Source organism: Pseudonocardia sp. Ae331_Ps2 (genome assembly GCF_001932405.1).
In the GTDB taxonomy this organism is placed as follows: domain Bacteria; phylum Actinomycetota; class Actinomycetes; order Mycobacteriales; family Pseudonocardiaceae; genus Pseudonocardia.
Map to the genome: position 1 here is coordinate 4479157 of NZ_MCIM01000001.1, position 25457 is coordinate 4504613.

The 25457-nt window shown below is 75.8% G+C and carries 7 protein-coding genes; 2 read left to right on the forward strand and 5 right to left on the reverse strand.

The window, feature by feature from the left end:
• The first annotated feature begins 41 nt into the window (after window positions 1-41).
• The gene (locus Ae331Ps2_RS21320; protein WP_075329781.1) at window positions 42-20621 is read left to right on the forward strand and encodes a type I polyketide synthase; all 20580 of its coding nucleotides are present in this window, start codon (window positions 42-44) and stop codon (window positions 20619-20621) included.
• Between the two features lie 101 nt (window positions 20622-20722).
• Window positions 20723-21781: a DegT/DnrJ/EryC1/StrS aminotransferase family protein gene (locus Ae331Ps2_RS21325; RefSeq protein ID WP_075306857.1), complete on the forward strand. Its 1059-nt coding sequence runs from the start codon at window positions 20723-20725 to the stop codon at window positions 21779-21781.
• A gap of 135 nt (window positions 21782-21916) precedes the next feature.
• On the opposite strand, the gene Ae331Ps2_RS21330 is transcribed toward Ae331Ps2_RS21325, so the two are convergent.
• From Ae331Ps2_RS21330 to Ae331Ps2_RS30615, 5 genes are all read right to left on the reverse strand, one after another.
• Window positions 21917-22141 (reverse strand): acyl-CoA carboxylase epsilon subunit, encoded by a 225-nt coding sequence (locus Ae331Ps2_RS21330; RefSeq protein ID WP_075306855.1) that lies wholly within the window; start codon window positions 22139-22141, stop codon window positions 21917-21919.
• Window positions 22138-23742, reverse strand: coding sequence for an acyl-CoA carboxylase subunit beta (locus tag Ae331Ps2_RS21335; protein ID WP_369804840.1), 1605 nt, complete (start codon window positions 23740-23742; stop codon window positions 22138-22140). Before Ae331Ps2_RS21335 ends, Ae331Ps2_RS21330 begins: the two co-directional genes overlap by 4 nt.
• 21 nt (window positions 23743-23763) lie before the next feature.
• Window positions 23764-24336, reverse strand: coding sequence for a LuxR C-terminal-related transcriptional regulator (locus tag Ae331Ps2_RS21340; protein WP_158071499.1), 573 nt, complete (start codon window positions 24334-24336; stop codon window positions 23764-23766).
• Between the two features lie 408 nt (window positions 24337-24744).
• The gene (locus Ae331Ps2_RS32165) at window positions 24745-24909 is read right to left on the reverse strand and encodes a hypothetical protein (RefSeq protein WP_170917083.1); all 165 of its coding nucleotides are present in this window, start codon (window positions 24907-24909) and stop codon (window positions 24745-24747) included.
• On the reverse strand, window positions 24906-25457 hold a 552-nt coding region (locus Ae331Ps2_RS30615; protein ID WP_254864911.1), incomplete at its 5' end, for a transposase family protein. The genes Ae331Ps2_RS30615 and Ae331Ps2_RS32165, both read right to left, overlap by 4 nt.

The following is a 25457-nucleotide window of genomic DNA, read 5'->3' on the forward strand; positions in this document are numbered from 1 at the left end:
CCGACCCCATCCCGGCGACCGGCAGGAATCGAGGAGCAGCAGTGCAGGACGAGCAGCAGGACAAGGTCGTCGACCGGCTCCGGCGGGTCGCCGTGGATCTGCGCCGCACCCGCGAGCGGGTGGCGGAGCTGGAGGCGCAGCGCACCGAGCCGCTCGCGATCGTCGGGTCCGGCTGCCGGTTCCCCGGTGGTGTCTCCTCCCCGCAGGAGCTGTGGGAGCTGGTCGCCTCCGGCACCGACGCCACCTCGGCGTTCCCCACCGACCGGGGCTGGGACCTGGGCGCGCCGGAGCTCGACGGGGTCTCCACCCGCGGCGGCTTCCTGGACGACGTCGCCGGTTTCGACGCGGCCCTGTTCGGCATCTCGCCCCGCGAGGCCCTGGGCATGGACCCGCAGCAGCGGCTGCTGCTGGAGGTCACCTGGGAGGCGTGGGAGCGGGCCGGCCTGGACCCGGTCGGGCTGCGCGGCACCGCCACCGGGGTGTTCGTCGGCACGAACGGGCAGGACTACGCCGCGTTGCTCGGTGACGACGAGGGGCACGCCGACACCGGTCTGGTGGCCAGCGTCCTGTCCGGCCGGTTGTCCTACACCTTCGGGCTGGAGGGGCCTGCCGTCACCGTCGACACGGCGTGCTCGTCGTCGCTGGTGGCGTTGCACCTGGCCGCGCAGGCGCTGCGTGCGGGGGAGTGCGATCTCGCCGTCGCCGGCGGTGTCACGGTCCTGTCGACCCCGCACGCGTTCGCCGAGTTCGCCCGGCAGGGCGGCCTGTCCTCCGCCGGCCGGTGCAAGGCGTTCTCCGACGACGCCGACGGCGTGGCCTGGTCCGAGGGCGTCGGCATGATCGTGCTGGAGCGGCTGTCGGACGCCCGACGCCTCGGACACGAGGTGCTGGCCGTGGTGCGCGGCTCGGCGGTGAACCAGGACGGTGCGTCGAACGGGTTGACCGCGCCGAACGGCCCGTCGCAGCGGCGGGTGATCCGCTCCGCGCTGGCCGCGGCCGGGCTGGGCCCGGGCGAGGTCGACGTGGTCGAGGCGCACGGCACCGGCACCGCGCTGGGCGACCCGATCGAGGCCCAGGCGCTGCTGGACACCTACGGCGCCCCCGGCCGCGAGACCCCGCTGCTGCTGGGGTCGGTGAAGTCGAACATCGGGCACACCCAGGCCGCCGCCGGCGTGGCCGGGGTGATCAAGATGATCGAGGCGATGCGGCGGGGGATCGTGCCCGCGACCCTGCACGCCGACACCCCGTCGTCGCACGTCGACTGGTCGGCGGGCGCCGTCACGCTGGTGTCGGAGGAGACCGCCTGGCCCCAGACCGGTCACGCCCGCCGGTCCGCGGTGTCGTCGTTCGGGGTGTCCGGGACGAACGCGCACGTCGTCCTGGAGCTCCCCGAGCCCGCTGCCGAGCCGGAGCCGGAGCCGGCCCCGGCACTGCCCGCGACCGCGGCGTGGCCGGTGTCCGCGCGCACGGTGGCCGCGCTCGACGGGCAGGTCGCGCAGATGTCGGTGCTGGACGACCCGCGTCCGGTGGACGTGGCGTTCTCCCTGGCGACGACGCGTGCGGTGTTCGACCAGCGTGCGGTGTTGGTGCACGACGGGACCGGACCGTCGGAGGTCGCGCGGGGCATCGTGGTGTCGGGTGGGACGGCGGTGGTGTTCTCCGGTCAGGGGTCGCAGCGTCCCGGTGCGGGCCGCGGTCTGTATGAGGCGTTCCCGGTGTTCGCGGAGGCGTTCGACGCGGTGCTGTCCGCGCTGGCCGATGCGGACCCGGTCCTGGCGGATCTGGGTGCGGTGGCGTTCTCCGAGGATCCGGCCGCTTTGGATGCGACGGGTGTTGCGCAGCCGGCGTTGTTCGCGTTGCAGGTGGCGCAGTTCCGGCTGTTGGAGTCGTGGGGGGTGCGGGTCGATCGGCTGGCGGGGCATTCGGTGGGGGAGATCGCGGCTGCGCATGTGGCCGGTGTGTTGTCCCTCGGGGATGCTGCGGCGCTGGTGGCGGCGCGGGCGCGTCTGATGCAGGGGTTGCCGTCGGGTGGGGTGATGGTGGCGGTGCAGGCCTCCGAAGCGGAGGTCGTCCCGCTGCTGACCGGTGGGGTGTCGTTGGCGGCGGTGAATGGTCCGTCGTCGGTGGTGCTGTCGGGTGTGGAGGCCGAGGTTGTCGCGGTGGCGGAGGGGTTCCGGCACAAGCGGTTGAACACTTCGCACGCGTTCCACTCGGTGTTGATGGAGCCGGTGTTGGAGGAGTTCCGGGCTGTCGTCCGGTCGCTGTCCTTCGAGGAGCCTGGGCTGCCGGTGGAGGTGGCGGGGGAGGTCTCCGATCCGGAGTTCTGGGTGTCGCATGTGCGGGACACGGTGCGGTTCGCCGATCGGGTTGCTGGGTTGTCGGCTGCGGGTGTGGCCCGGTTCGTGGAGGTGGGGCCGGGTGGTGTGTTGTCGGCGATGCTCGGCGAGCTGGTGCCGGACGCGACGGCGGCACCGGTGCTGCGTGACGGTCGGCCCGAGGACACGGCCGCACTGACGGCGCTGGCCCGGGTGTGGGTGTCCGGTGGCGCGGTCGACTGGACTGCCACCGCATCCGGTGGTCGCGTCGTCGAGTTGCCCACCTACGCTTTCGAGCACCGTCGTTACTGGCCTGCTGTGGGTGGTGGGTCGCGTGACCTGGCTGCTGCGGGGTTGCATGCCGTCGGGCATCCGCTGCTCGGCGCCGCTGTCGACCTCCCCGGCGACGAGACCGTCTACACCGGACGACTCTCCCGGCACACCCACCCCTGGCTCACCGACCACCGCATCCACGGGCACGTCCTCGTACCGGGCGCCGCCGTCGTCGAGGCCCTCTGGCACGCCGGACAGGACACCGGGTGCGACCGCATCGACGACCTCACCCTCACCGCACCGCTGGTCCTCCCCGAGCACGGCGCCGTCGAGATCCAGCTGCACCTCGGGGCCCCCGACACCGACGGCCGACGCAGCGCCGACCTCCACTCCCGGCCCGCGGACCCCGACGCCGACCGCCCCTGGACCCGGCACGCCACCGGCACCATCGCACCCGGCGGCCCCACCCCGGACCACGACACCGCGCCCTGGCCGCCCGCCGACGCCCGGCCCGTCGACCTCGACGGCACCTACGACCGCTTCGCCGCCGACGGGTTCGACTACGGCCCCACCTTCCGCGGCCTGCGTGCCGCCTGGCACCGCGGCGACGACGTCCTCGCCGAGATCGCCCTGCCCCCCGACACCACCGACACCCGCCACCACCTGCACCCCGCCCTGCTCGACGCCGCACTGCACGCCGCGGCGTTCGGCGACGGCGACCGCGGCGGGCTGCCCTTCACCTGGCAGGGCGCCACCCTCCACACCCGCGCCACCGGCACCCTGCGGGTGCGGCTGCGCGCCGACGGCGACACCGTCGCCGTCACCCTCACCGGCACCGACGGCCGCCCCGTCGCCGACGTCGACGCACTCGTCACCCGCCCCGCCACCCTCCCCGGCGCCGACCGGCCCGCCGACGACGCCGTGTTCGTCCTCGACTGGACCCCCACCACCGGCACCGACACCACCCCGGCCCGGATCACCGTCCTCGACCCCGACAGCCCGTCCAGCACCGACACCGACGCCGACCTCGCCGTGCTCGTCGTCGACACCGACACCGACACCGACACCGAGACCGACACCCAGACCGACACCGCCACCGGCACCGACCCGGCCGAACGCGCCCACACCGCCACCCGCACCGTCCTCGCCGCACTGCGCACCTGGACCGGCGACGACGCCCCCGCCGACACCCGGCTCGCCGTCGTCACCCGCGGCGCCACCACCGGCCACGACCTCGCCGCCGCCGCCGTGTGGGGACTCGTCCGCTCCGCACAGAGCGAACACCCCGGCCGCATCGTGCTGCTCGACCTCGACCCGGCCCTCACCGACCACCCGGCGCCCACCGATCCGGCCACGATCGCCACCCCGGCCGTCGCGGCCGCCCTCACCCACGCCCTCATCACCGGCGAGCCGCAGCTCGCCCTGCGCGACGGCACCCTGCTCCTGCCGCGCGTGGCCCGGCACACCACGACATCCGACACCACGACACCCGACACCACCACCGACGGACCCGGCGCCCCCGGCGGATCCGTGCTGATCACCGGCGGCACCGGCGGTCTCGGCGCCCTCGTCGCCCGCCACCTGGCCACCACCCACGACGTCACCGACATCGTCCTGCTCTCGCGCCGCGGCAGCACCGTCGCCGGAACGGACGACCTCGCCGCCGACCTCGCCGCCGCCGGCGCCACGGTCACCGTCGAGACCGGCGACGTCACCGACCGCGCCTTGCTCGACCGCATCGCCGCGACCCACACCGTCGACACCGTCGTGCACGCCGCCGCCGTCCTCGACGACGCCACCGTCGCCGCCCTCGACGACGACCGGCTCCACCGCGTCCTCGCCCCCAAGGTCGACGGCGCCTGGGCCCTGCACGAGACCTTCCCCACCGCCCGGCTCGTGCTGTTCTCCAGTGCCGCCGGGACGCTGGGCAACCCCGGCCAGGCCGCCTACGCCGCGGGCAACGCCTTCCTCGACGCACTCGCCGTCCACCGCACCCGCCACGGTGCTCCCGCCCTGTCGCTGGCCTGGGGCGCCTGGGAACCCTCCGTCGGGCTCGCCGGCAGCCTCGGCGCCACCGACCTCGCCCGCGTCACCCGGGCAGGCACCCCACCGCTGTCGATCGCCGACGGCCTCGCCCTCCTCGACACCGCCCTGTTCGACACCGCCCTCGACACCGCCCCCGCCGACACCACCCCCGTGCTGCTCCCGATGCGCCTGGACCTGCCCGCCCTGCGGGCCCGCACCCGGGTGCACCCGCTCCTCACCGCGCTGACCGGCCCCCGCACCGGCACCCGCCGCCCCGGCCGCCGTGGCGCGCAGCGGACCGGCACCGACCTGCCCGCCCTGCGCACCCTCGTCCGCGGCGCCGTCGCCGACGTCCTCGGGCACACCGACCCGGACGCCGTCGAACCCCGCCGCCCCTTCCAGGAGCAGGGCTTCGACTCGCTCACCGCCGTCGAGCTCCGCAACCGGCTCGCCGAGGCCACCGGCCTCACCCTGCCCAGCACCCTGGTCTTCGACCACCCCACCGCCGACGCCGTCGCCGAGCTGCTCCACTCCCGCCTCGGCGGCGCCGCCACCGCGGCCCCGGCCACCCGCGCCGCCGCCGCGACCGACGACGACCCGATCGTCGTCGTCGGCACCGCCTGCCGGTTCCCCGGCGACGTCGACACCCCCGAGGACCTGTGGCGCCTCGTCGTCGACGGCACCGACGCCGTCACCGGGTTCCCCACCGACCGCGGCTGGCCCGACACCACGGCCGACGACGGCTACTGCCGCCAGGGCGGCTTCCTGCACACCGCCGCCCAGTTCGACCCCGCCTTCTTCGGGATGAGCCCGCGCGAGGCGCTGGCCACCGACCCCCAGCAGCGGCTGCTCCTGCAGACCACCTGGGAGGCGCTCGAACGCGCCGGCATGGACCCGACCGCGCTGCACGGCAGCGCCACCGGCGTGTTCACCGGCGTCATGTACGCCGACTACGCCCAGCTCCTCGCCGCCGACGGGTTCGAGGGCCAGCGCGGCACCGGCAGCTCACCCAGCGTCGCCTCGGGCCGGGTGTCCTACACCTTCGGGTTCGAGGGGCCGGCCGTCACCGTCGACACCGCCTGCTCGTCGTCGCTGGTCGCCCTGCACCTCGCGGCGCAGGCCCTGCGGACCGGCGAGTGCGACGTCGCCCTCGCCGGCGGCGTCACCGTCATGTCCTCGCCGGGGACCTTCACCGAGTTCGCCGTCCAGGGCGGGCTCTCCTCCGACGGGCGCTGCAAGGCCTTCTCCGACGACGCCGACGGCGTCGCCTGGGGCGAGGGCGTCGGCCTCGTCGTCCTGGAGCGGTTGTCGGACGCCCGCCGCCACGGGCACGAGATCCTGGCGGTGCTGCGCGGGTCCGCGGTCAACCAGGACGGTGCGTCGAACGGGTTGACCGCTCCGAACGGCCCGTCGCAGCAGCGGGTGATCCGCGCCGCGCTCGCCGCCGCCGGGCTGACCACCGGCGACGTCGACGTCGTCGAGGCCCACGGCACCGGCACCGCACTGGGCGACCCGATCGAGGCGCAGGCGCTGCTGGCCACCTACGGGCAGGACCGGGACACCCCGCTGCTGCTCGGGTCGGTGAAGTCGAACCTGGGGCACACCCAGGCCGCGGCCGGTGTCGCCGGAGTGATCAAGATGGTGGAGGCGCTGCGGCACGGCACGGTCCCGCCGACCCTGCACGCCGGCACCCCGTCGCGGCACGTCGACTGGACCGCGGGCGCCGTCGAGCTCGCCACCACCCCGCGGGCCTGGCCGGACACCGGCCGCGCCCGCCGTGCCGCGGTGTCCTCGTTCGGGATCAGCGGCACCAACGCCCACGTCGTCCTCGAACAGGCCCCGGCCACCGCCGACAGCGGGCCGGGGGAGCGCACGGTCCCCGCCGTGCTGCCCTGGACCGTCTCGGCCCGCTCCGCCGACGCCCTGGACCGGCAGATCGCCCGGCTCACCAGCGCGGGCACCGACCCGCTCGACACCGCCTGGACCCTCGCCACCCGCCGCGCCCGGCTGCCGCACCGCGCCGTGCTGCTGCACACCGCCGGCGGCGAGCCGGTCGAGGTCGCCCGGGGGATCGCGAGCCCCGGGCCGCTCGCGATGCTGTTCCCCGGGCAGGGCGCCCAGCGCCTCGGCGCCGGCCGCGAGCTGTACGCACGGCACCCGGTCTTCGCCGCGGCGTTCGACGCCGTCGACGCCGAGCTCGACCCGCACCTGGACCGGCCGGTCGCCGAGGCCCTGCACGGCGACGACGCCGCCGCTCTCGACGCCACCGGCGCCGCACAGCCGGCGCTGTTCGCACTCGGCATCGCCCTGCACCGGCTCGTCGAGAGCCTCGGCGTCACCCCCGACGTCGTCGGCGGTCACTCCGTCGGTGAGATCGCCGCCGCCCACGTCGCCGGCGTGCTGTCCCTCGCCGACGCCTGCGCCCTGGTCGGCGCCCGCGCCCGGCTCATGCAGGCCCTGCCCACCGGCGGGGCCATGCTCGCCGTCCGCGCGAGCGAGGACGAGATCCGCCCGCTGCTCACCCCCGGCGTCGCGATCGCGGCGGTCAACGGCCCCGACTCGGTCGTGGTGTCCGGCGACGAGGACGAGGCGCTCGCCGTCGCCGCGGGATTCCGGCACCGGCGGCTCGCCGTGTCGCACGCCTTCCACTCGCCGCTGATGGAGCCGATGCTCGACCGGTTCGCCGCCGTCGCCGCCGACCTGGACCCGGCGGAGCCGCTGCTGCCGCTGCTGTCCAACCGGACCGGCCGGATCGCCGACCCCGGCCACGTCACCGACCCCGGCTACTGGGTCGCCCACGTCCGCGACACCGTCCGGTTCGCCGACATGGCCGAGACCCTCACCGCCCGCGGCGTCACCCGGGTTCTCGAGCTCGGACCGGACGCGACCCTGTCCGGGATGCTGCCCGAGGGCTTCGACGCGGTCCCCGTGCTGCGGGCCGGACGGGACGAGACCCACACCCTGCTCACCGCGCTGGCCCGGCTCGACGTCCGCGGCACCGACGTCGACTGGGCCGCCCTGCTGCGCCCCGCCGGCGCCCGCCCCGTCCGCCTGCCCACCCACCCGTTCGCCCGGCAGACGTTCTGGCCCGCCGCCACCGGCGGCGCCGACGTGGCCGCCGCAGGCCTGCGCGCCACCGGACACCCGCTGCTCGGCGCCGTCGTGCCCGTCGCCGAGGACGGCACCGCCGTCCTCACCGGACGCATCTCCACCGCCACCCACCCGTGGCTGGCCGAGCACACCGTGCACGGCGCCACCGTGCTGCCCGGGTCCGCGCTGGTCGACCTCGCACTGCACGCCGGGACCGAGCTCGACCTCCCGGCGCTGGCCGAGCTCACCCTGCTCGCCCCGCTGGTCCTGCCCGAGCGCGGCGCGCTGGTCCTGCAGCTCGCCGTCGCCCCGGCCCGCGCCGACGGCACCCGCCCCCTGGGGATCCACTCCCGCCCCGACGGCACCGACGCGCCGTGGACCCGGCACGCCGACGGCGTCCTCACCGCCGCAGGCACCACCGTCCCGGCCGACCTGAGCGCCTGGCCGCCCGCCGGGGCCACCCCGATCCCGGTCGACGACGCCTACGACGTCCTCGCCGACGCGGGTCTCGGCTACGGCCCCGCGTTCCGGGCACTCACCGCGGCCTGGTCCGACGGTGAGGACCTCCTCGCCGAGATCACCACCCCGGCCCCGCCCGCGGGGTTCGGCGTGCACCCGGCCCTGCTCGACGCCGCCATGCACGCCGCGCTCCTGCGCGGCGCCCGCTCCGGCGCGGACGAGGTGGAGATCCCGTTCGCCTGGGGCGACGTCACCCTGCACGCCACCGGCGCGTCCGCGGCCCGCGTGCGGCTCGTGCGCTCCGGCGCCGGGCGCCGCCTCGACCTCGCCGACACCGCGGGACGCCCCGTCCTCACCGTCGGCACCGTCACATCCCGCCCCGCCGCAGCGCAGCGGTTCACCGCCCCGGTCGCTCCGCTGTACGGCGTCGACTGGCGCCGCGCGACGCTCACTCCCTCCACCGACACCACCGGCACCTGGGAGACGGCGGTCGGGCACGACAGTGCTGCCGGCGGGGCCGCCGACCATGAGGTCCCGCCGGTCGTGCTGCTGACCGTCCCCGCCACCCCGGACGGCGCCGACGTCCCCGCCACCCTGCGCGAGCGGCTCACGACCGTGCTCGCCGCCCTGCAGCAGTGGACCACCGACGCGCGGCTCGCCGCGTCCCGGCTCGTCGTCGCCACCCGCGGCGGCGTGCCCGCCCCGACCACGTCCGGCCACGACACCGACCCCGTCGCTGCCGCCGTCTGGGGCCTGGTGCGCGGAGCGCAGGCCGAGCACCCCGGCCGCGTCGTGCTCCTCGACCTCGACCCGGCCGTCGCGACGTCCACGCCGACCGAGGCCGAGGCCGCCGAGGCCGCCGCGGCCGCCGCGGTCGCCGCGTCCGGCGAGCCCGAGGCCGCCGTCCGCGACGGCGCCGTCCTCGTGCCCCGGGTGACCGCGCTGCCCGCCCCCGACGGCGAGAGCGCCCCGGCACTCGACCCCGACGCCACCGTGCTCGTCACCGGCGGCACCGGCGGCCTGGGCGCGGTCGTCGCCCGGCATCTGGTCACCGACCGCGGCGCGCGGCACCTGCTGCTCACCGGCCGACGCGGACCGGACGCCCCCGGCGCCCGCGAGCTCGCCGAGGAGCTCACCGCCCTGGGTGCGCAGGTCCGGGTGGTGGCCTGCGACGCCGGTGACCGGGCCGCGCTCGCGGCCCTGCTGGACGGGCTCGACCGGCCGCTGACCGCCGTCGTGCACGCCGCGGGCACCGGCGACGCCGGCCTGCTCGCCGACCTGGGGCCCGACCGCCTCGACGCCGTCCTCGCCCCGAAGGCCGACGCGGCCTGGCACCTGCACGAGCTCACCGCCGACGCCGACCTGGCCGCGTTCGTGCTGCTGTCCTCGGCGGGCGGCTCGGTGCTCGCCGCCGGGCAGGCCGGCTACGCCGCCGCGAACACCTTCCTCGACGGCCTCGCCGCACACCGCCTCGCCTGCGGCAGACCGGCGACCGCCGTCGCGTTCTCGCTCTGGGACGTCGGCGCCGGCCTCGGCGCGCGGCTCGGCGACGCCGACCGGACCCGGCTCGCCACCCAGGGACTGCCCGCCGTCGGCGCCGACGAGGGACTGGCCCTGTTCTCCGCCGCACTCGACACACCCCGGTCGCTGGCCCTGGCCATGACCGTCGACCGTGCCGCGCTGCGTGCCCGCACCGACGGCGTCCCGGCGCTGCTGCGCGATCTCGCCCCGGGCCGTCGCACCGCCGCCACCCGCAGCGGCACCGCCGACGCCCGCGGGGAGCTCACCGCCCGGCTCGCCGGGACGGGGGCCGCCGAACGGCAGCACACCGTCCTGCAGCTCGTGCGCACCGAGGTCGCCGGCGTCCTCGGGCATCCCGGCCCGGACGCCGTCGAACCGACCCGCGCCTTCTCCGAGCTCGGCTTCGACTCGCTCGCCGCGATCGAGCTGCGCAACCGGCTCGAGGCCGCGACCGGGCTCTCCCTGCCCGCCACGCTCGCCTTCGACCACCCGGACGCCACCGCCGTCGCGACCGCGCTGCTCACCGACCTCGCCGCCGACCTCGGCGGCGCGGACCTCGGCACCGCCGCGGCTGGCACCCGCCGGGACCGCCCCGCGCGCACCACGACCGACGACGAGCCGATCGCCGTCATCGGCATGTCCTGCCGCTACCCGGGCGGGGTCACCTCACCCGCCGGTCTGTGGGACCTCGTCGCCGCCGGGGCCGAGACCGTCGGCGACTGGCCCGCCGACCGCGGCTGGGACCCCGGCCTGTACGACCCCGAGCCGGGCGTCGAGGGCCGCAGCTACACCCGCCGCGGCAGCTTCCTGCACGACGCCGCCGACTTCGACGCCGACTTCTTCGGCATCTCCCCGCGCGAGGCGCTCTACTCCGACCCGCAGCAGCGGCTGCTGATGGAGACCTCGTGGGAGGCGCTGGAGGCCGCCGGCATCCCGCCCGCGTCGCTGCGCGGCTCGCGCACCGGCGTGTTCACCGGCGTCATGTACCACGACTACGCACTCGGCGTGTCCGCGTCGGGAACCTCCGGTGGCTCGGTCGTCTCCGGACGGATCGCCTACACCCACGGGTGGGAGGGCCCGGCCGTCACCGTCGACACCGCCTGCTCCTCCTCGCTGGTCGCGCTGCACCTGGCCGTGACGGCGCTGCGCTCCGGTGAGTGCGACCTGGCCGTGGCCGGCGGCGCCACGGTGATGGCGACCCCGGGTATGTTCGTGGACTTCTCCCGCCAGCGCGGGCTGTCCGCCGACGGGCGGTGCAAGGCGTTCTCCGACGACGCCGACGGCGTCGCCTGGGGCGAGGGAGCCGGGGTGCTGCTCGTCGAGCGGCTCTCCGACGCCCGCCGCAACGGCCACCCCGTGCTCGCCGTCGTCCGGGCCACCGCGGTCAACTCCGACGGCGCCTCCAACGGGTTCACCGCTCCCAACGGGCCCTCCCAGCAGCGGCTGATCCGCACCGCACTCGCCTCCGCCGGCCTGACCAGCGGCGACGTCGACGTCGTCGAGGCCCACGGCACCGGCACCACCCTCGGCGACCCGATCGAGGCCCAGGCCCTGCTCGCCACCTACGGCCAGGACCGTGAGACCCCGGTGCTGCTCGGCACCGTCAAGTCCAACATCGGCCACACCCAGGCCGCAGCCGGCGTCGCCGGGATGATCAAGATGATCGAGGCGATGCGTCGGGGCACCGTGCCCGCGACGCTGCACGCCGGCACCCCGTCCTCGCACGTGGACTGGTCCTCCGGCGCGGTCGAGCTGGTCACCGCGGCGACGCCGTGGCCGGACACCGGCCGGGCCCGCCGGTCGGCGGTGTCGTCGTTCGGGCTGTCGGGCACCAACGCGCACGTCATCCTCGAACACGAGCCCGAACCCACGACCCCGGACTCCGGCGCGCCCGCTCCGCAGCAGCGCACCGGCACCCGGCCCTGGACCCTGTCCGCCGCCGACCCGGACGCGCTGCGCGCTCAGGCCGCCCGGCTGCTCGCCCACGTCGACGGCGCCACCACCGCCGACAGCACCGACAGCACCGACACCCGGATCGAGCCGGTCGACATCGCGTTCTCGCTGGCCACCACTCGCGCGGCGCTGACCCACCGCGCGGTCCTCGACCCCGCGGACCCGGTCGCCGCGCTGCGCGGCCTGGCCGACGGCACACCCACCCCGGGCACCGTCCTCGAGACCGCCACCGCCGGTCCGCCGGCCATGGTGTTCTCCGGCCAGGGCGCCCAGCGCCTCGGTGCCGGACGCACCCTGCACCGCCGCTTCCCGGCGTTCGCGGCCGCGTTCGACGAGGTCGCCGCCGCGCTGGACCGCCACCTCGACCGCCCGCTCACCGAGGTGCTGTGGGGCGACGACGCGGCGGCACTGGACGACACCGCGCTGGCTCAGCCCGCGCTGTTCGCCGTCGAGGTCGCGCTGTACCGGCTGCTGGAGTCGTGGGGCGTCACCCCCGGTGTGCTCGCCGGGCACTCCCTCGGCGGGATCACCGCCGCCCACCTCGCCGGCGTGTTCGACCTGCCCGACGCCGCCGCGTTCGTCGTCGCGCGGGCCCGGCTGATGGCCGCCCTCCCCGCCGGCGGGGTGATGGTGTCGGTGCGTGCCGGTGAGGCCGCCGTCGCCGACCGCCTCGGCGACGGTGTGGAGCTCGCCGCGGTCAACGCCCCGGACGCCGTCGTGCTGTCCGGGCCCGCCGCGAGCGTGCTCCCCGCGGTGGCCGACCTGCGGCACCGGCAGCTCTCCGTGTCGCACGCCTTCCACTCCGCGGCGATGGAACCGATGCTCGACGACCTGCGCGCCGTGGTCGACCGGCTCACCCTCCACGAGCCGGCGCTGCCGCTGGTCTCCGACGTCACCGGGCGGCTCGTGACCGCCGGGCAGGTCACCACCCCCGACTACTGGGTCGAGCAGGTCCGCCGCCCCGTCCGGTTCGCCGACGCCGTCGGCGCGCTCGCCGCGCACGGCGCCGCGGCCGTGCTCGAGGTCGGCCCGGACGCCACGCTGACCGGTGCCGCGGCCGCCACCCTGCCGACGGGCGTCCCCGCCGTCGCCGCGCTGCGCGCCGGCCGCGACGAGGAGGACTCCGTCGTCGCGGCCGCGTTCCGGCTGCACGCCCGAGGGATCCCCGTCGACCTCGCCGCCCTCTTCGAGGGCACCGGGGCCCGGCGCACCACGCTGCCCACCTACGCGTTCCGGCACCAGCGGTTCTGGCTGCCCGCCGGCACCACCGGGGCGGGCCTGGACAGCGCCGGACTGACCGACGCCGACCACCCGGTCCTCGCCGCGGTCGTCCCCGCCGCCGACGGCGGCGGCACCACCCTGACCGGCCGGATCTCGACCGCGTCGCACCCGTGGGTCGCCGACCACACCGTGCTGGGGTCGGTGCTGGTGCCCGGCAGCGCCCTGGTCGAGCTCGTCCTGCGGGCCGGCGACGAGACCGGCTCCGGTGTGCTGCACGAGCTGACCCTCGACGCCCCGCTGCCCCTGCCCGACGACACCGCCCGGATCCTGCAGGTCACCGTCGGCACCGCCGACGAGCGCGGTCGCCGCCCGGTGACCGTCCACTCCCGCGCCGACGAGCCGGGCGAGCCCTGGGTCCGGCACGCCACCGGACTGCTGGGCACCGGCGCGACGCCGGGATGCACCCCGTCGCCGACGGCAGGCACCACCGAGTGGCCGCCCGCCGACGCCGTCGCGCTGCCCGTCGACTACGACCGACTCGCCACCCGCGGGTTCGACTACGGGCCGCTGCTGCGCGGCCTCACCGCGGCCTGGCAGCGCGGCGACGAGCTGTTCGCCGAGGTCGAGCTGCCCGGCGGGGACCCCGGGCCCGGGGGCACCGGGTACGGGATCCACCCGGCGCTGCTCGACGCCGCCATGCACGTGGCGATCCTCGCCGGGGAGGGCGAGCAGGCCGTCATCCCGTTCTCCTGGTCGGGAGTGGCGCTGCACGCGGTCGGCGCGACCCGGGTGCGGGTCCGCCTCGTCCGCACCTCCGCGACCGCGTTCACGCTGGAGATCACCGACGCCGCCGGGCGCCCGGTGCTCGACGTCGCGACGATGACCGGCCGCCCGGTCGACCCGGCCGCCCTCGCCGCGCCGCGCGGTGGCCTGCACGCCGTCGTGTGGCAGCCCCTCGCGCCGGTCGCCGGCGCCCCCGCCGCCGGCGGGTCCGTCGCGACCTGGGAGGCGGGCGGCGTCCCCACGGAGCCGGTTCCCCCGGTGGTCGTGCTGTCCGTCCCGGCCGCACCCGCCGACGTCGACGTCCCGGCCGCGGTCCGCGCGACCCTGGCCGCGGTGCTCGACACCGTTGGTGCCTGGCTGACCGACGAGCGCTGCTCGGGATCCACCCTGGTCGTGCGCACCCGCGGCGCCGTCCCCGCCGGTCCCGGGGGCGGGGACGACACCGATGTCGTGACCGCCCCGGTCTGGGGCCTGCTGCGCGCCGCCCAGGCCGAGAACCCCGGCCGGTTCGTGCTGCTCGACGCCGACCCCGACGCCCCTGACCCCGACGACGCCACCGTCGCCGGTGCCGTCGCGCTCGACGAGCCCGAGCTGGCGCTGCGCGACGGGACCCTGCTGGTGCCGCGGCTGCGGCCGGTCACCGTCGACCCGGACGCGGCCGGCCCGGCGTTCGACCCGGACGGCACCGTCCTGGTCACCGGCGGCACCGGCGGGCTCGGCGCCGTCATGGCCCGCCGGCTGGTCACCACGCACGGCGTGCGCCGGCTCGTGCTGGCCGGTCGTCGCGGCCCGGCAGCCCCCGGCGCCGCCGAGCTCGTCGCCGAGCTCGCCGCGCTGGGCGCCACCGCCGACGTCGTGGCCTGCGACGTCGCCGACCGCGCGGCCCTCGCCGCCCTCCTCGACGGTCTGGACACCCCGCTCACCGGGGTCGTGCACGCCGCCGGTGTCGGCGACAACGGCCTGGTCACCACCATGACCCCGGAGCGCCTCGACGGGCTCCTCGCGGCGAAGGCCGACGCCGCCTGGTACCTGCACGAGCTCACCGCGGGTGCCGACCTGGCCGCGTTCGTCCTGGTCTCCTCGGCGGGTGGGCAGGTGCTCGCCGCCGGGCAGGGCGGGTACGCCGCCGCGAACGTGTTCCTCGACGCCCTCGCCGCGCACCGGCACGCCGCGGGACTCCCGGCCACCGCCACCGCGTTCTCCCTGTGGGACGTCGGCGCCGGACTCGGCGCCTGGCTGTCCGACGCCGACCGGGCGCGGATGGTCGCCCACGGCGTCCCGCCGGTCGGGAAGGAGGACGGCGAGCTGCTGTTCTCCGCGGCGCTCGCCGCCGACGTCCCCGTCGTCGCACCGATGATCGTGGACCGGCGGGCCGTCCGGGCCCGCACCGACACCGTGCCCGCCCTGCTGCGCGACACCGCGGGCACGACCCGCCGCCGCACCGCCGACACCGGCGCCGCGGCGCTGACCGGGAGCCTCGCCGGCCTCGACGCCGACGCCCGCGCCGCCGCGCTGCTGACCCTGGTGCGGGAGCGTGTCGCGTCGGCCCTCGGCCATGCCCATGCCGAGGCCGTCGACCCGGACCGGTCGTTCAACGACCTCGGGTTCGACTCGCTCGCCGCGATCGAGCTGCGGAACCACCTGCAGACCGTCACCGGTCTGGACCTTCCCGCGACACTGGTGTTCGACCACCCGAACGCCACCGCGCTGGCCCGCCACCTCGACGCCGAGCTGTCCGGCACCACCGACGCGGTGCCCGGCCCCCGTACCCGGGCCACCCTGGCGACCGGCGACGACCCGGTCGTCGTGGTCGGCACCGCCTGCCGGTTCCCCGGCGGGGTCGCCTCGCCCGAGGACCTGTGGCGGCTCGTCGACAGCGGCACCGACGCGATCTCCGGGTTCCCGACCGACCGTGGCTGGGACCTCGCCGCGCTCTACCACCCGGACCCGGACCACCCCGGCACGGCCTACACCCGCCACGGCGGCTTCCTGCACGACGCCGGGGACTTCGACCCCGCGTTCTTCGGGATGAGCCCGCGCGAGGCGGTCGGCACCGACGTGCAGCACCGCCTGCTGCTGGAGACCACCTGGGAGGCCGTCGAGAACGCCGGGATCGACCCGGCTGCGTTGCGCGGTTCGCGGACCGGGGTGTTCACCGGCGTCATGTACAACGACTACGCCACCCTGCTCGACGGCTCCGACGCCGGGACCCAGGTCACCGGCAGCTCCGGCAGCGTCGCGTCCGGCCGGGTGTCCTACACCTTCGGTTTCGAGGGGCCCGCGGTCACCGTCGACACCGCCTGCTCGTCGTCGCTGGTCGCCCTGCACCTGGCGGCGCAGGCGCTGCGTGCGGGGGAGTCCGATCTCGCCGTCGCCGGCGGGGTGACCGTCATGTCCGCCCCTGGTGCGCTGATCGGGTTCTCACGTCAGCGGGGCCTGTCCGTCGACGGCCGGTGCAAGGCGTTCTCCGACGACGCCGACGGTGTCGGGTGGGGTGAGGGTGTCGGTCTGGTCGTGTTGGAGCGGCTGTCGGACGCCCGCCGCCACGGGCACGAGGTCCTGGCGGTGCTGCGCGGGTCGGCGGTGAACCAGGACGGTGCGTCGAACGGGTTGACCGCTCCGAACGGCCCGTCGCAGCAGCGGGTGATCCGCGCCGCGCTCGCCGCAGCGGGGCTGAGCACCGGCGACGTCGACGTGGTCGAGGGCCACGGCACCGGTACCGCGCTGGGTGACCCGATCGAGGCGCAGGCGTTGCTGGCGACCTACGGGCGGGACCGTGAGGTCCCGTTGCTGTTGGGGTCGGTGAAGTCGAACATCGGGCACACCCAGGCCGCCGCGGGTGTGGCCGGGGTGATCAAGATGGTGGAGGCGATGCGGCGGGGGACCGTGCCGGCCACCCTGCACGCGGGCACCCCGTCGTCGCACGTGGACTGGTCCGCGGGCGCGGTCGAGCTGGTCGCCGAGCCGACCGCCTGGCCGGAGACCGGCCGGGCCCGCCGGGCTGCGGTGTCCTCGTTCGGGATCAGCGGCACCAACGCCCACGTGATCCTGGAGCAGGCCGCCCCCGCCGACACCCCTGAGCCGGCTGTCGAGCCGGCGGGTGTCGTCGCGTGGCCGCTGTCGGCCCGTACCTCCGGTGCTCTGGACGGGCAGGCCGCCCGGATGTCGGCGCTGGACGACCCGCGTCCGGTGGATGTGGCGTTCTCCCTGGCCACCACGCGTGCGGTGTTCGATCACCGTGCGGTGTTGCTGCACGACGGGACGGGGCCGTCGGAGGTTGCGCGGGGCGCTGTCGTGCCGGGTGGCACCGCGGTGGTGTTCTCGGGTCAGGGTTCGCAGCGTCCGGGTGCGGGTCGTGGTCTGTACGAGGCGTTCCCGGTGTTCGCGGAGGCGTTCGATGCGGTGCTGGCTGAGCTGGCCGATGCGGACCCGGCGCTGACGGATCTGGGTGCGGTCGTGTTCTCCGACGACCCCGCTGCCCTGGATGCGACCGGTGTCGCCCAGCCTGCGTTGTTCGCCCTGCAGGTGGCGCAGTTCCGGTTGTTGGAGTCGTGGGGGGTCCGTCCGGATCGGCTCGCGGGGCATTCGGTGGGGGAGATCGCCGCTGCGCATGTGGCGGGTGTGTTGTCCCTGCCTGATGCTGCGGTGTTGGTGGCGGCGCGGGCGCGGTTGATGCAGGCGCTGCCGTCGGGTGGGGTGATGGTGGCGGTGCAGGCCTCCGAAGCGGAGGTCGTCCCGCTGCTGACCGGTGGGGTGTCGTTGGCGGCGGTGAACGGTCCGTCGTCGGTGGTGCTGTCGGGTGTGGAGGCCGAGGTTCTGGCGGTGGTGGAGGGGTTCCGTCACAAGCGGTTGAACACCTCGCACGCGTTCCATTCGGTGTTGATGGAGCCGATGGCGGAGGACTTCCGCGCCGTCGTCGGATCGCTGACCTTCGACGAGCCGGAGCTGCCGATCGAGGTCGGCGGCGAGGCGACCGCCAAGGTCACCGACCCGGAGTACTGGGTCGCGCACGTCCAGGACACGGTCCGGTTCGCCGACCGGGTCACCGCGCTGACCGAGGCCGGGGTGACCCGCTTCCTGGAGGCGGGACCCGGCGGAGTCCTCACCGCGATGCTCGCCGACCTCGTACCGGACGCGGCCGCCGCACCGCTGCTGCGCGACGGCCGGGCCGAGGACGCCACTGCGCTCACCGCGCTCGCCCGGCTCTGGACCGCGGGCGGCACCGTCGACTGGGCCGCGACCGCCCCCGGCGGGCGACGCACCGCACTGCCCTCCTACGCCTTCGAGCACCGCCGGTACTGGCCGTCGCCGTCGGCCCTGCCCCGCGACGCCGACGGGCTCGGGCTGAGCACCGCCGGGCACCCGCTGCTCGGCGCGGCCGTCGACCTGGCCGGGTCCGACGCGGTCGTGTTCACCAGCCGGCTCTCCGCGGGCACCCACCCCTGGATCGCCGACCACGTCGTCGCCGGCGCGACCCTGCTGCCCGGCACCGCGTTCGTCGAGCTCGCGGCCCGCGCCGGGGACCGGCTCGGCTGCCCGCACATCGACGAGCTGACCCTGGCCGCCCCGCTGGTCGTCCCCGACGGCGGGATCCGGCTGCAGGTCACCGTCGCCGAGCCCGGCGCGGACGGCCGGCGCACCGTCGCCGTCCACTCCCGCCCGGGCGGCGACGACCCCTGGACGCTGCACGCCGAGGGCCTGCTGGCCCCGGCGGGCACCGGCGGGACGCCGGGCGACACCGCGAACGCCCCGGTCGGTGCCGTCCCGGTCCCGCTCGACGGCGGCTACGACGTCCTCGCCGACCGCGGCTTCGCCTACGGCCCCGCCTTCCGGGCGCTGACCTCCGCCTGGCGCGACGGCGACGACGTCTACGCCGAGGTCCGGCTCCCCGAGGACGTCCGGGACGCCGCCTACGGCGTGCACCCGGCGTTGCTCGACGCCGTCCTCCACGCCTGGATGCTCTCCGGCGACGGATCCGGTGGAGCGGGCGGTCTGCCCTTCGCCTGGAGCGGGGTCACCGTGCACCGCTCCGGGACCGGTGCGGCGCTGGCCCGGCTGCGCCCCACCGGCGACGCCATGTCGGTGCTGGTCACCGACGCCACCGGCGCGCCCGTGGTCACCGTCGACCGGCTCACCGTGCGCCCGCTGGACCCCTCCCGGCTGGGCGGCGCACCGACGGCCTACCTCGTCGAGCACGTCGAGGCCCCCGGCGGCGGGACCGGCACCACGGGCCCCGTCACCCTGGTCGGGCCTGACCCGTTCGCGCTCGCCGGACTGTCCTGGGTGGACATCCACGACACCGACCCGGCCGCGCTCACCACCACCGGCGGCGGCACCGTCCTCGTCGCACTCGACGCCGGCCCCGAGGGCACCGAGGCCACACGAGCGCACGCACTCACCCGGCGCGCGCTGGCGTTGCTCCAGGAGTGGGCCGCACACGACGGCGACGGACGCCTCGTCGTCGTCACCCGGGGCGACGACCCGGCCGTGGCCGCCGTGCGCGGCCTGGTCCGCTCCGCGGCGTCGGAGCACCCGGGCCGGATCGGCCTGCTCGACCTCGACCCGGACACGGCACCCGGAGACACGGAGGCCCGCGCACTCACGGTCGGCGAACCGGAGACCCGGGTCCGCGACGGGCAGGTCCGCGTGCCCCGTCTCGTCCGCACCGAGCTGCCCACGGGCACCGACCCGTGGCGGGACGCCGACGTCCTGCTCACCGGCGCGACCGGCGGCCTCGGCCGTGCCGTCGCCCGGCACCTGGCCGAGCGCGGGGCGCGGACGCTGGTGCTGCTCAGCCGGCGCGGACCCGACGCCGCCGGCGCCGCCGAACTGCTGGACGAGGTCCGTGCGCTCGGCACCGGGGCCACGCTGCTCGCCTGCGACGCGGCCGACCGCGCCGCGCTGGCCCGCGTCCTCGACGAGCACCCGGTCACCGCCGTCGTGCACGCCGCGGGCGTCCTGGACGACGCGACGCTCGCCGGGCTCACCCCCGAGCGGGTGCGGGACGTCCTGCGGCCCAAGGTCGACGCCGCCTGGAACCTGCACGAGCTGGCGACCGGCGTCGACACCTTCGTGCTGTTCTCCTCGGCCGTCGGCACCTTCGGCAACCCCGGACAGGGCAACTACGCCGCGGGCAACGCGTTCCTCGACGCGCTCGCCGCGGGCCGTCGTGCCGCGGGCCTCCCCGCCGTCTCGCTGGCCTGGGGAACCTGGCGGGGGCCCGGCATGCTCGACGACGTCGCCGCCGAGCGGCTCGCCCGCGCGGGACTGCCGCCGCTGCCGGTCGAGCAGGGCCTCGCCCTGCTCGACGCCGGCGCCGCGGCCGGGTCCGCCGTCGTGCTGCCGCTGCAGCTCGACACCGCCGCGGTCGCCGCCCGCGGCGAGGTGCCACCGCTGCTGCGGGGGCTGGTCCGGCCCCGCAGCGACGCCGGCGGCGCCCCCGACCCGGCCCGGGCCGCCGAGCTGCTGGCCCGGCTCACCGCGGCCGACGCCGGCACCCGCACCCGCATCGTGGAGACGCTGATCGGGGAGCGGGCCGCCGAGGTGCTCGGCCACGGCGACGCGTCCGCGATCGGACCGGACCGGGCGTTCACCGACCTCGGGTTCGACTCGCTCACCGCGGTCGAGCTGCGCAACCGGCTCTCCGCCGAGACCGGACTGCGGCTCGCCGCGACGCTGGTGTTCGACTTCCCGACCCCCGCCGAGCTCGCCGCGCACGTCCTCGACCAGCTGGACCTCGACCCGCCGTCGGCGGCCGAGACCCTGCTCGACGAGCTCGACCGGCTCGAACGGGCCCTGGCCGGGATCGAGGCCGACGACCGGCTGCACCGCACCGTCACCGGCCGGCTCGACGCGCTGCGCGACCGCTGGGCCGATGTGCGCCACGCCCGCGACGGCGCGAGCGCGGGCTCGGTCGACCTCGCCGACGCCACCGACGACGAGATGTTCGCCCTGCTCGACCAGGAGCTCGGCGACGGGTGAGCGATCCGGGTCGCGCGGCGCCCCGTACTAGGCGATTCCGGGGCGCCGCGGACCTAGCGTCGCGCCGGGAGAGCGTCCGCACCAGCCCCTGCGAGGAGCCCATGACCATCGTCCATCCGGTGTCCAAGCCGTATCTCACCGACCGGGAACGCGACTACGTCACCGACGCCGTCGAGTCCGGCTGGATCTCCTCGCAGGGCCCCTACGTGGCCCGGTTCGAGCGGGCCTTCGCCGACTGGAACGGCTCCGCCCACGGCGTGGCCTGCTCGTCGGGGACCACCGCCCTGACCCTGGCCCTGCGCGCGCTGGACATCGGGCCAGGGGACGAGGTGATCGTCCCGGAGTTCACGATGATCGCGTCGGCGTTCGCGGTCACCTACAACGGCGCCACCCCGGTCTTCGTCGACTGCGCCGACGACCTCGACATCGACGTCACCCGGATCGAGGAGGCCATCACCCCGCGCACCCGGGCGATCATGCCGGTGCACGTCTACGGCCGCCGCTGCGACATGGACGCGGTGATGGCCCTGGCGCACGACTACAACCTCTCCGTCGTCGAGGACTCGGCCGAGGCCCACGGCGTCCGCCCGGTGGGGGACATCGCCTGCTTCTCGCTGTTCGGCAACAAGATCATCACCTCGGGGGAGGGCGGGATCTGCCTGACCGACTCCCCGCGCCTCGCCGCCCAGATGGCGCACCTGCGGGGGATGGCGTTCGACCCCGACCACACGTTCCTGCACCGCAAGCTCGCCTTCAACTTCCGGATGACCAACCTGCAGGCCGCCGTGGCGCTCGCCCAGACCGAGGCCCTCGACGAGATCCTCGAGCGCCGCCGGGAGATCGAGAAGCGCTACGACGCCGGCCTCGAGCACGTGCCGGGCCTGACCCGCATGCCCCCGCGCGACGTGCTGTGGATGTACGACCTGCTGCACGAACGCCGTGACGACCTGCGCACGCACCTGAGTTCCGCGGGTGTGGAGACCCGGGTGTTCTTCAAGCCGATGAGCCGTCAGCCGATGTACCTCGACCCGCGCTGGCCGGAGCTCACCGCACACCGCTACGCCGAGACCGGGCTCTACCTGCCCACCCACACCGGGCTGTCCACGGCCGACCAGGACGCGATCATCGACGCGGTCCGGTCCTTCCCGCACGAGGGCTGAGGGCGCGGCGCTCATCGCGGGCAGGTGCCCGCGGTGAGCGCCGCGTCGGCGATGAGTGCCGCGTCGGCCGGGGCGGTGCCGGCCCGGACCGAGAGAGCCGGCCCGGTCCGGGACAGCGATCCCGGACCGACGCCGTCAGCCCGGTCCGATCCAGCTGGTCGGAGCGACGAAGCCGGGCGGGCCGCCCCACGACACCGGCCGGGCCCGCGGCGTGGCGGTGGCGGGGGCGGGCCGCCGAGCGGCCAGGACGGCGGCGACGAGCGCCGCCAGCTCGGCGTCGTCCGGTCGCCCGCGCAGGACGTGGACCGCCGCCGGCACCGGCCCGGGGGAGCCGGTGCCCGCGGTCGTGCGGCCGCTCACGTCGGCGGGTTCCCGTGCTTGCGGAACGGCAGGTCGGCACGCTTGGCACGCAGCACGGCCAGGGCGTCGACCAGGGCGGACCGGGTGTCGGCGGGGTCGATGACGTCGTCGACCAGGCCGGCCTCGGCGGCGTAGTAGGGGTGCATCAGCTCCTGGCGGTACTGTTTGATCCGCTGCAGCCGCGTCGCCTCCGGGTCCGGCGAGCCGGCGATCTCCCGCCGGAAGACGACGTTCGCGGCGGCCTCGGCCCCCATCACCGCGATCTCGTTGGTCGGCCACGCGAGCGAGATGTCGGCGCCGATGGAGCGGGAGTCCATGACGATGTAGGCACCGCCGTAGGCCTTGCGCAGGATCAGCTGCACCCGGGGCACCGTGGCGTTGCAGTAGGCGTACAGGAGCTTCGCACCGTGCCGGATGATCCCGCGGTGCTCCTGGTCGCCGCCCGGGAGGAAGCCCGGCACGTCGACCAGCGTGACCAGCGGGATGCTGAACGAGTCGCAGGTGGACACGAAGCGGGCCGCCTTCTCCGAGGCCGCGATGTCCAGCACGCCCGCGAGCGAGGCCGGCTGGTTCGCCACGATCCCGACGGTGTGCCCGTCGAGCCGGGCCAACCCGCAGACGATGTTCGGCGCCCAGTCCGCGTGCACCTCGAACAGGTCGCCGTCGTCGACGATCTCCGCGACGACCGCGCGCATGTCGTAGGCGCGCGTCGTGTCGGCGGGGACGAGGTCCAGCAGGGACGAGGTGGGCCGGTCGGCGGGATCACCGGTCTGGACCCGTGGTGGCGCCTCCCGGTTGTTGGACGGCAGCAGCGAGACGAGGTGCCGGACGTCGGCGAAGCAGGAGGCCTCGTCGTCGTGGACGAAGCCGGCGGAACCCGACCGCGTCGCGTGCACGTGCGCGCCGCCGAGCCCCTCGTGGTCGATGTCCTCACCGGTGACCGCGGACACGACGTCCGGCCCGGTGATGTACATCTGCGCGACGTCGCGGACCATGAACACGTAGTCGGTGAGTGCGGGGGAGTAGGCGGCGCCACCGGCGCACGGCCCGAGCATCACGCTGATCTGCGGGATCACCCCGGACGAGCGGACGTTGCGGCGGAAGATCCCGCCGTAGCCCGCGAGCGCCGTGACCCCCTCCTGGATGCGGGCCCCGGCCCCGTCGCTGAGCGCGATCAGCGGTGCCCCGGCCGCCTCGGCCATGTCCATGACCTTGTGGATCTTGCTGGCGTGGGCCTCACCGAGCGAGCCGCCGAAGATGCGGAAGTCGTGGGCGTAGACGAAGACCGTCCGTCCGTCGATCCGCCCCCAGCCGGTGACGACGCCGTCGGAGTGCGGCCGGCGGTCCTCGAGCCCGAACCCGTGGGCGCGGTGCCGGCGGAAGCGTTCGATCTCCCGGAACGAACCGGGGTCGAGCAGCAGTTCGAGCCGTTCGTGCACGGTGAGCTTCCCGCGGGCGTGCTGGGCCGCGGTCGCCTGCGCCGACGGGCCGCTGCGGGCCTGCTCACGCAGCTCGGCGAGCTCACCGACCCGCGACCGCAGGTCGGGCTCGGTGGGGTCCCCGGTCGTGCCGACGCCGTCCCTGGTCGTGGTCATGTCCATCCCTCCGTCGGTCGGCTCCGCTCACTTCACGTGGTCGGCGACGACCTGCGGGGGCCACGACCCCATCTCGAACATCCCGAGCGCGTACGCCTTCGAGATCAGCGCCGGACGGTTCTTGACCTTCATGCGGCGCAGCAGGGAGGTGACGTGGTACTCCACCCCGCCGCGGCTGAGGAACAACGTCGAGGCGAGCTGGACGGTGGACGCCCCCGATGCCACCCCTTCGAGGATCTTGGCGTCCATGTCGGACAGGATCCGGCGCGGTCGCGGGACCGGCGCGCCGCGCTCGGCGTGCGGCGCGAGGACGGCGATGACGCCCTCGATCCGGCCCGCCCCGCGGGCGAACGGGGTCGCGGTCAGCTCGCCCTGGAGCTGCCCCTCGGGGGACTGCAGCGTGACCGTGGTGTCCTTCAACCGGGACTGCTGACCGTCGAGCAGCCGCTGCAGCCGACCGTGCACCGCGGTCCGCACGCTCGGGTCGAGCAGGTCACAGAACGCCGACCCGCAGAGGTCCTCGTGCAGCTGCTGACGGAACCGCCGGAACATCTCCTGATTCGCCGCGACGATCCGCAGCGATCGGTCCAGGGACACCATGCAGGACTGGTGCGCCCCGGGGCCGCGTGACTGTGACGAGCGTGTCCCTGTCGTCGACTGGTTCATGTCGCTCCCCTGCGAATCGGGATCCCGGCGTGTTCGGGAGGATCAACTCTTTACGCCGAACGGCTTCCACCGACGTTATGAACCGTTACGCCGGAGCGTCAACGCGGAGTGGCCGCAAGCGCTTAACACTGTGGCTGTGCAGTCACTCGGCCGGGTGGCGAGAGGGGGCGGTGTGTGATGGGTGTCACTACGGTGTGGAGGGGCGGATTCTGGGGGTTTCCTCAGTACGGTCTGCGGCATCGTCGGGGGCTCACCCGGGGCACCTGCACGGCAGGTCCGGGGGCGGGTCATGTCACGGTCATACCGTGGTCATGCTGGAGTCATGGCAACCATCGCCGCAGGTCAGGTGCGGTCGAGGAGGCGGACGAAGCCGTTCGCGGCGAGTTCGGCCAGCCATCCCGTCATGCGGTCGCGGACGACCCAGGGATCGGCCTGCCAGGCGCGGGCCAGCTCCAGGGCGGCATCGCCCAGGACCCACTGAGGTGTTCTCAGTAGCGGGTTGATCATGTCGTGCGGTCGTACTCGGTGTGGAGTAGTACGAGCGCAGCTGCGGTGATCGCGCCGGTGCGCCAGGGACATAGCGTGACTCGCCGCAACGCGGCGAAGGTGGTCTTGAGCAGGGCGTTTCCGCGTTCGGCCAGAGCACGAAGGGCTGAGTGCAGGGTGTTGACGGTGCGCTGGTTGACCGTCTGCCCGCGGCCGGGGGCGAGTTTGATGGGCACGGTGAGCCGGTCGGCTTCGCCTTCGTAGCCGAGGTCGCCCAGCGCGGCGTGGGTGTCGTCGGTGAACGCGGCCAGGCCCTCGAGCAGCCCGGGGTGGGTACGGGCGCAGCGGGTGTCGTGCTCGCGGCCCGGCCGCACGTCGCTGGTCCATAGCGGCCATCCATCAGGTGCGGTGAGGACCTGGATGTTCCCGCCGTGGCGGCGGTGCTTGCCCGACCACCACAGGTCGACCCCGGGGGTGAGGCCGAGCGCGCGGCACCGGTCGGTGGCGATCAGGGTGCCGTCGAGATTCACGTGGGTGTGCCCGGCTGTGCGGGCGGCGAGCAGGGCTCC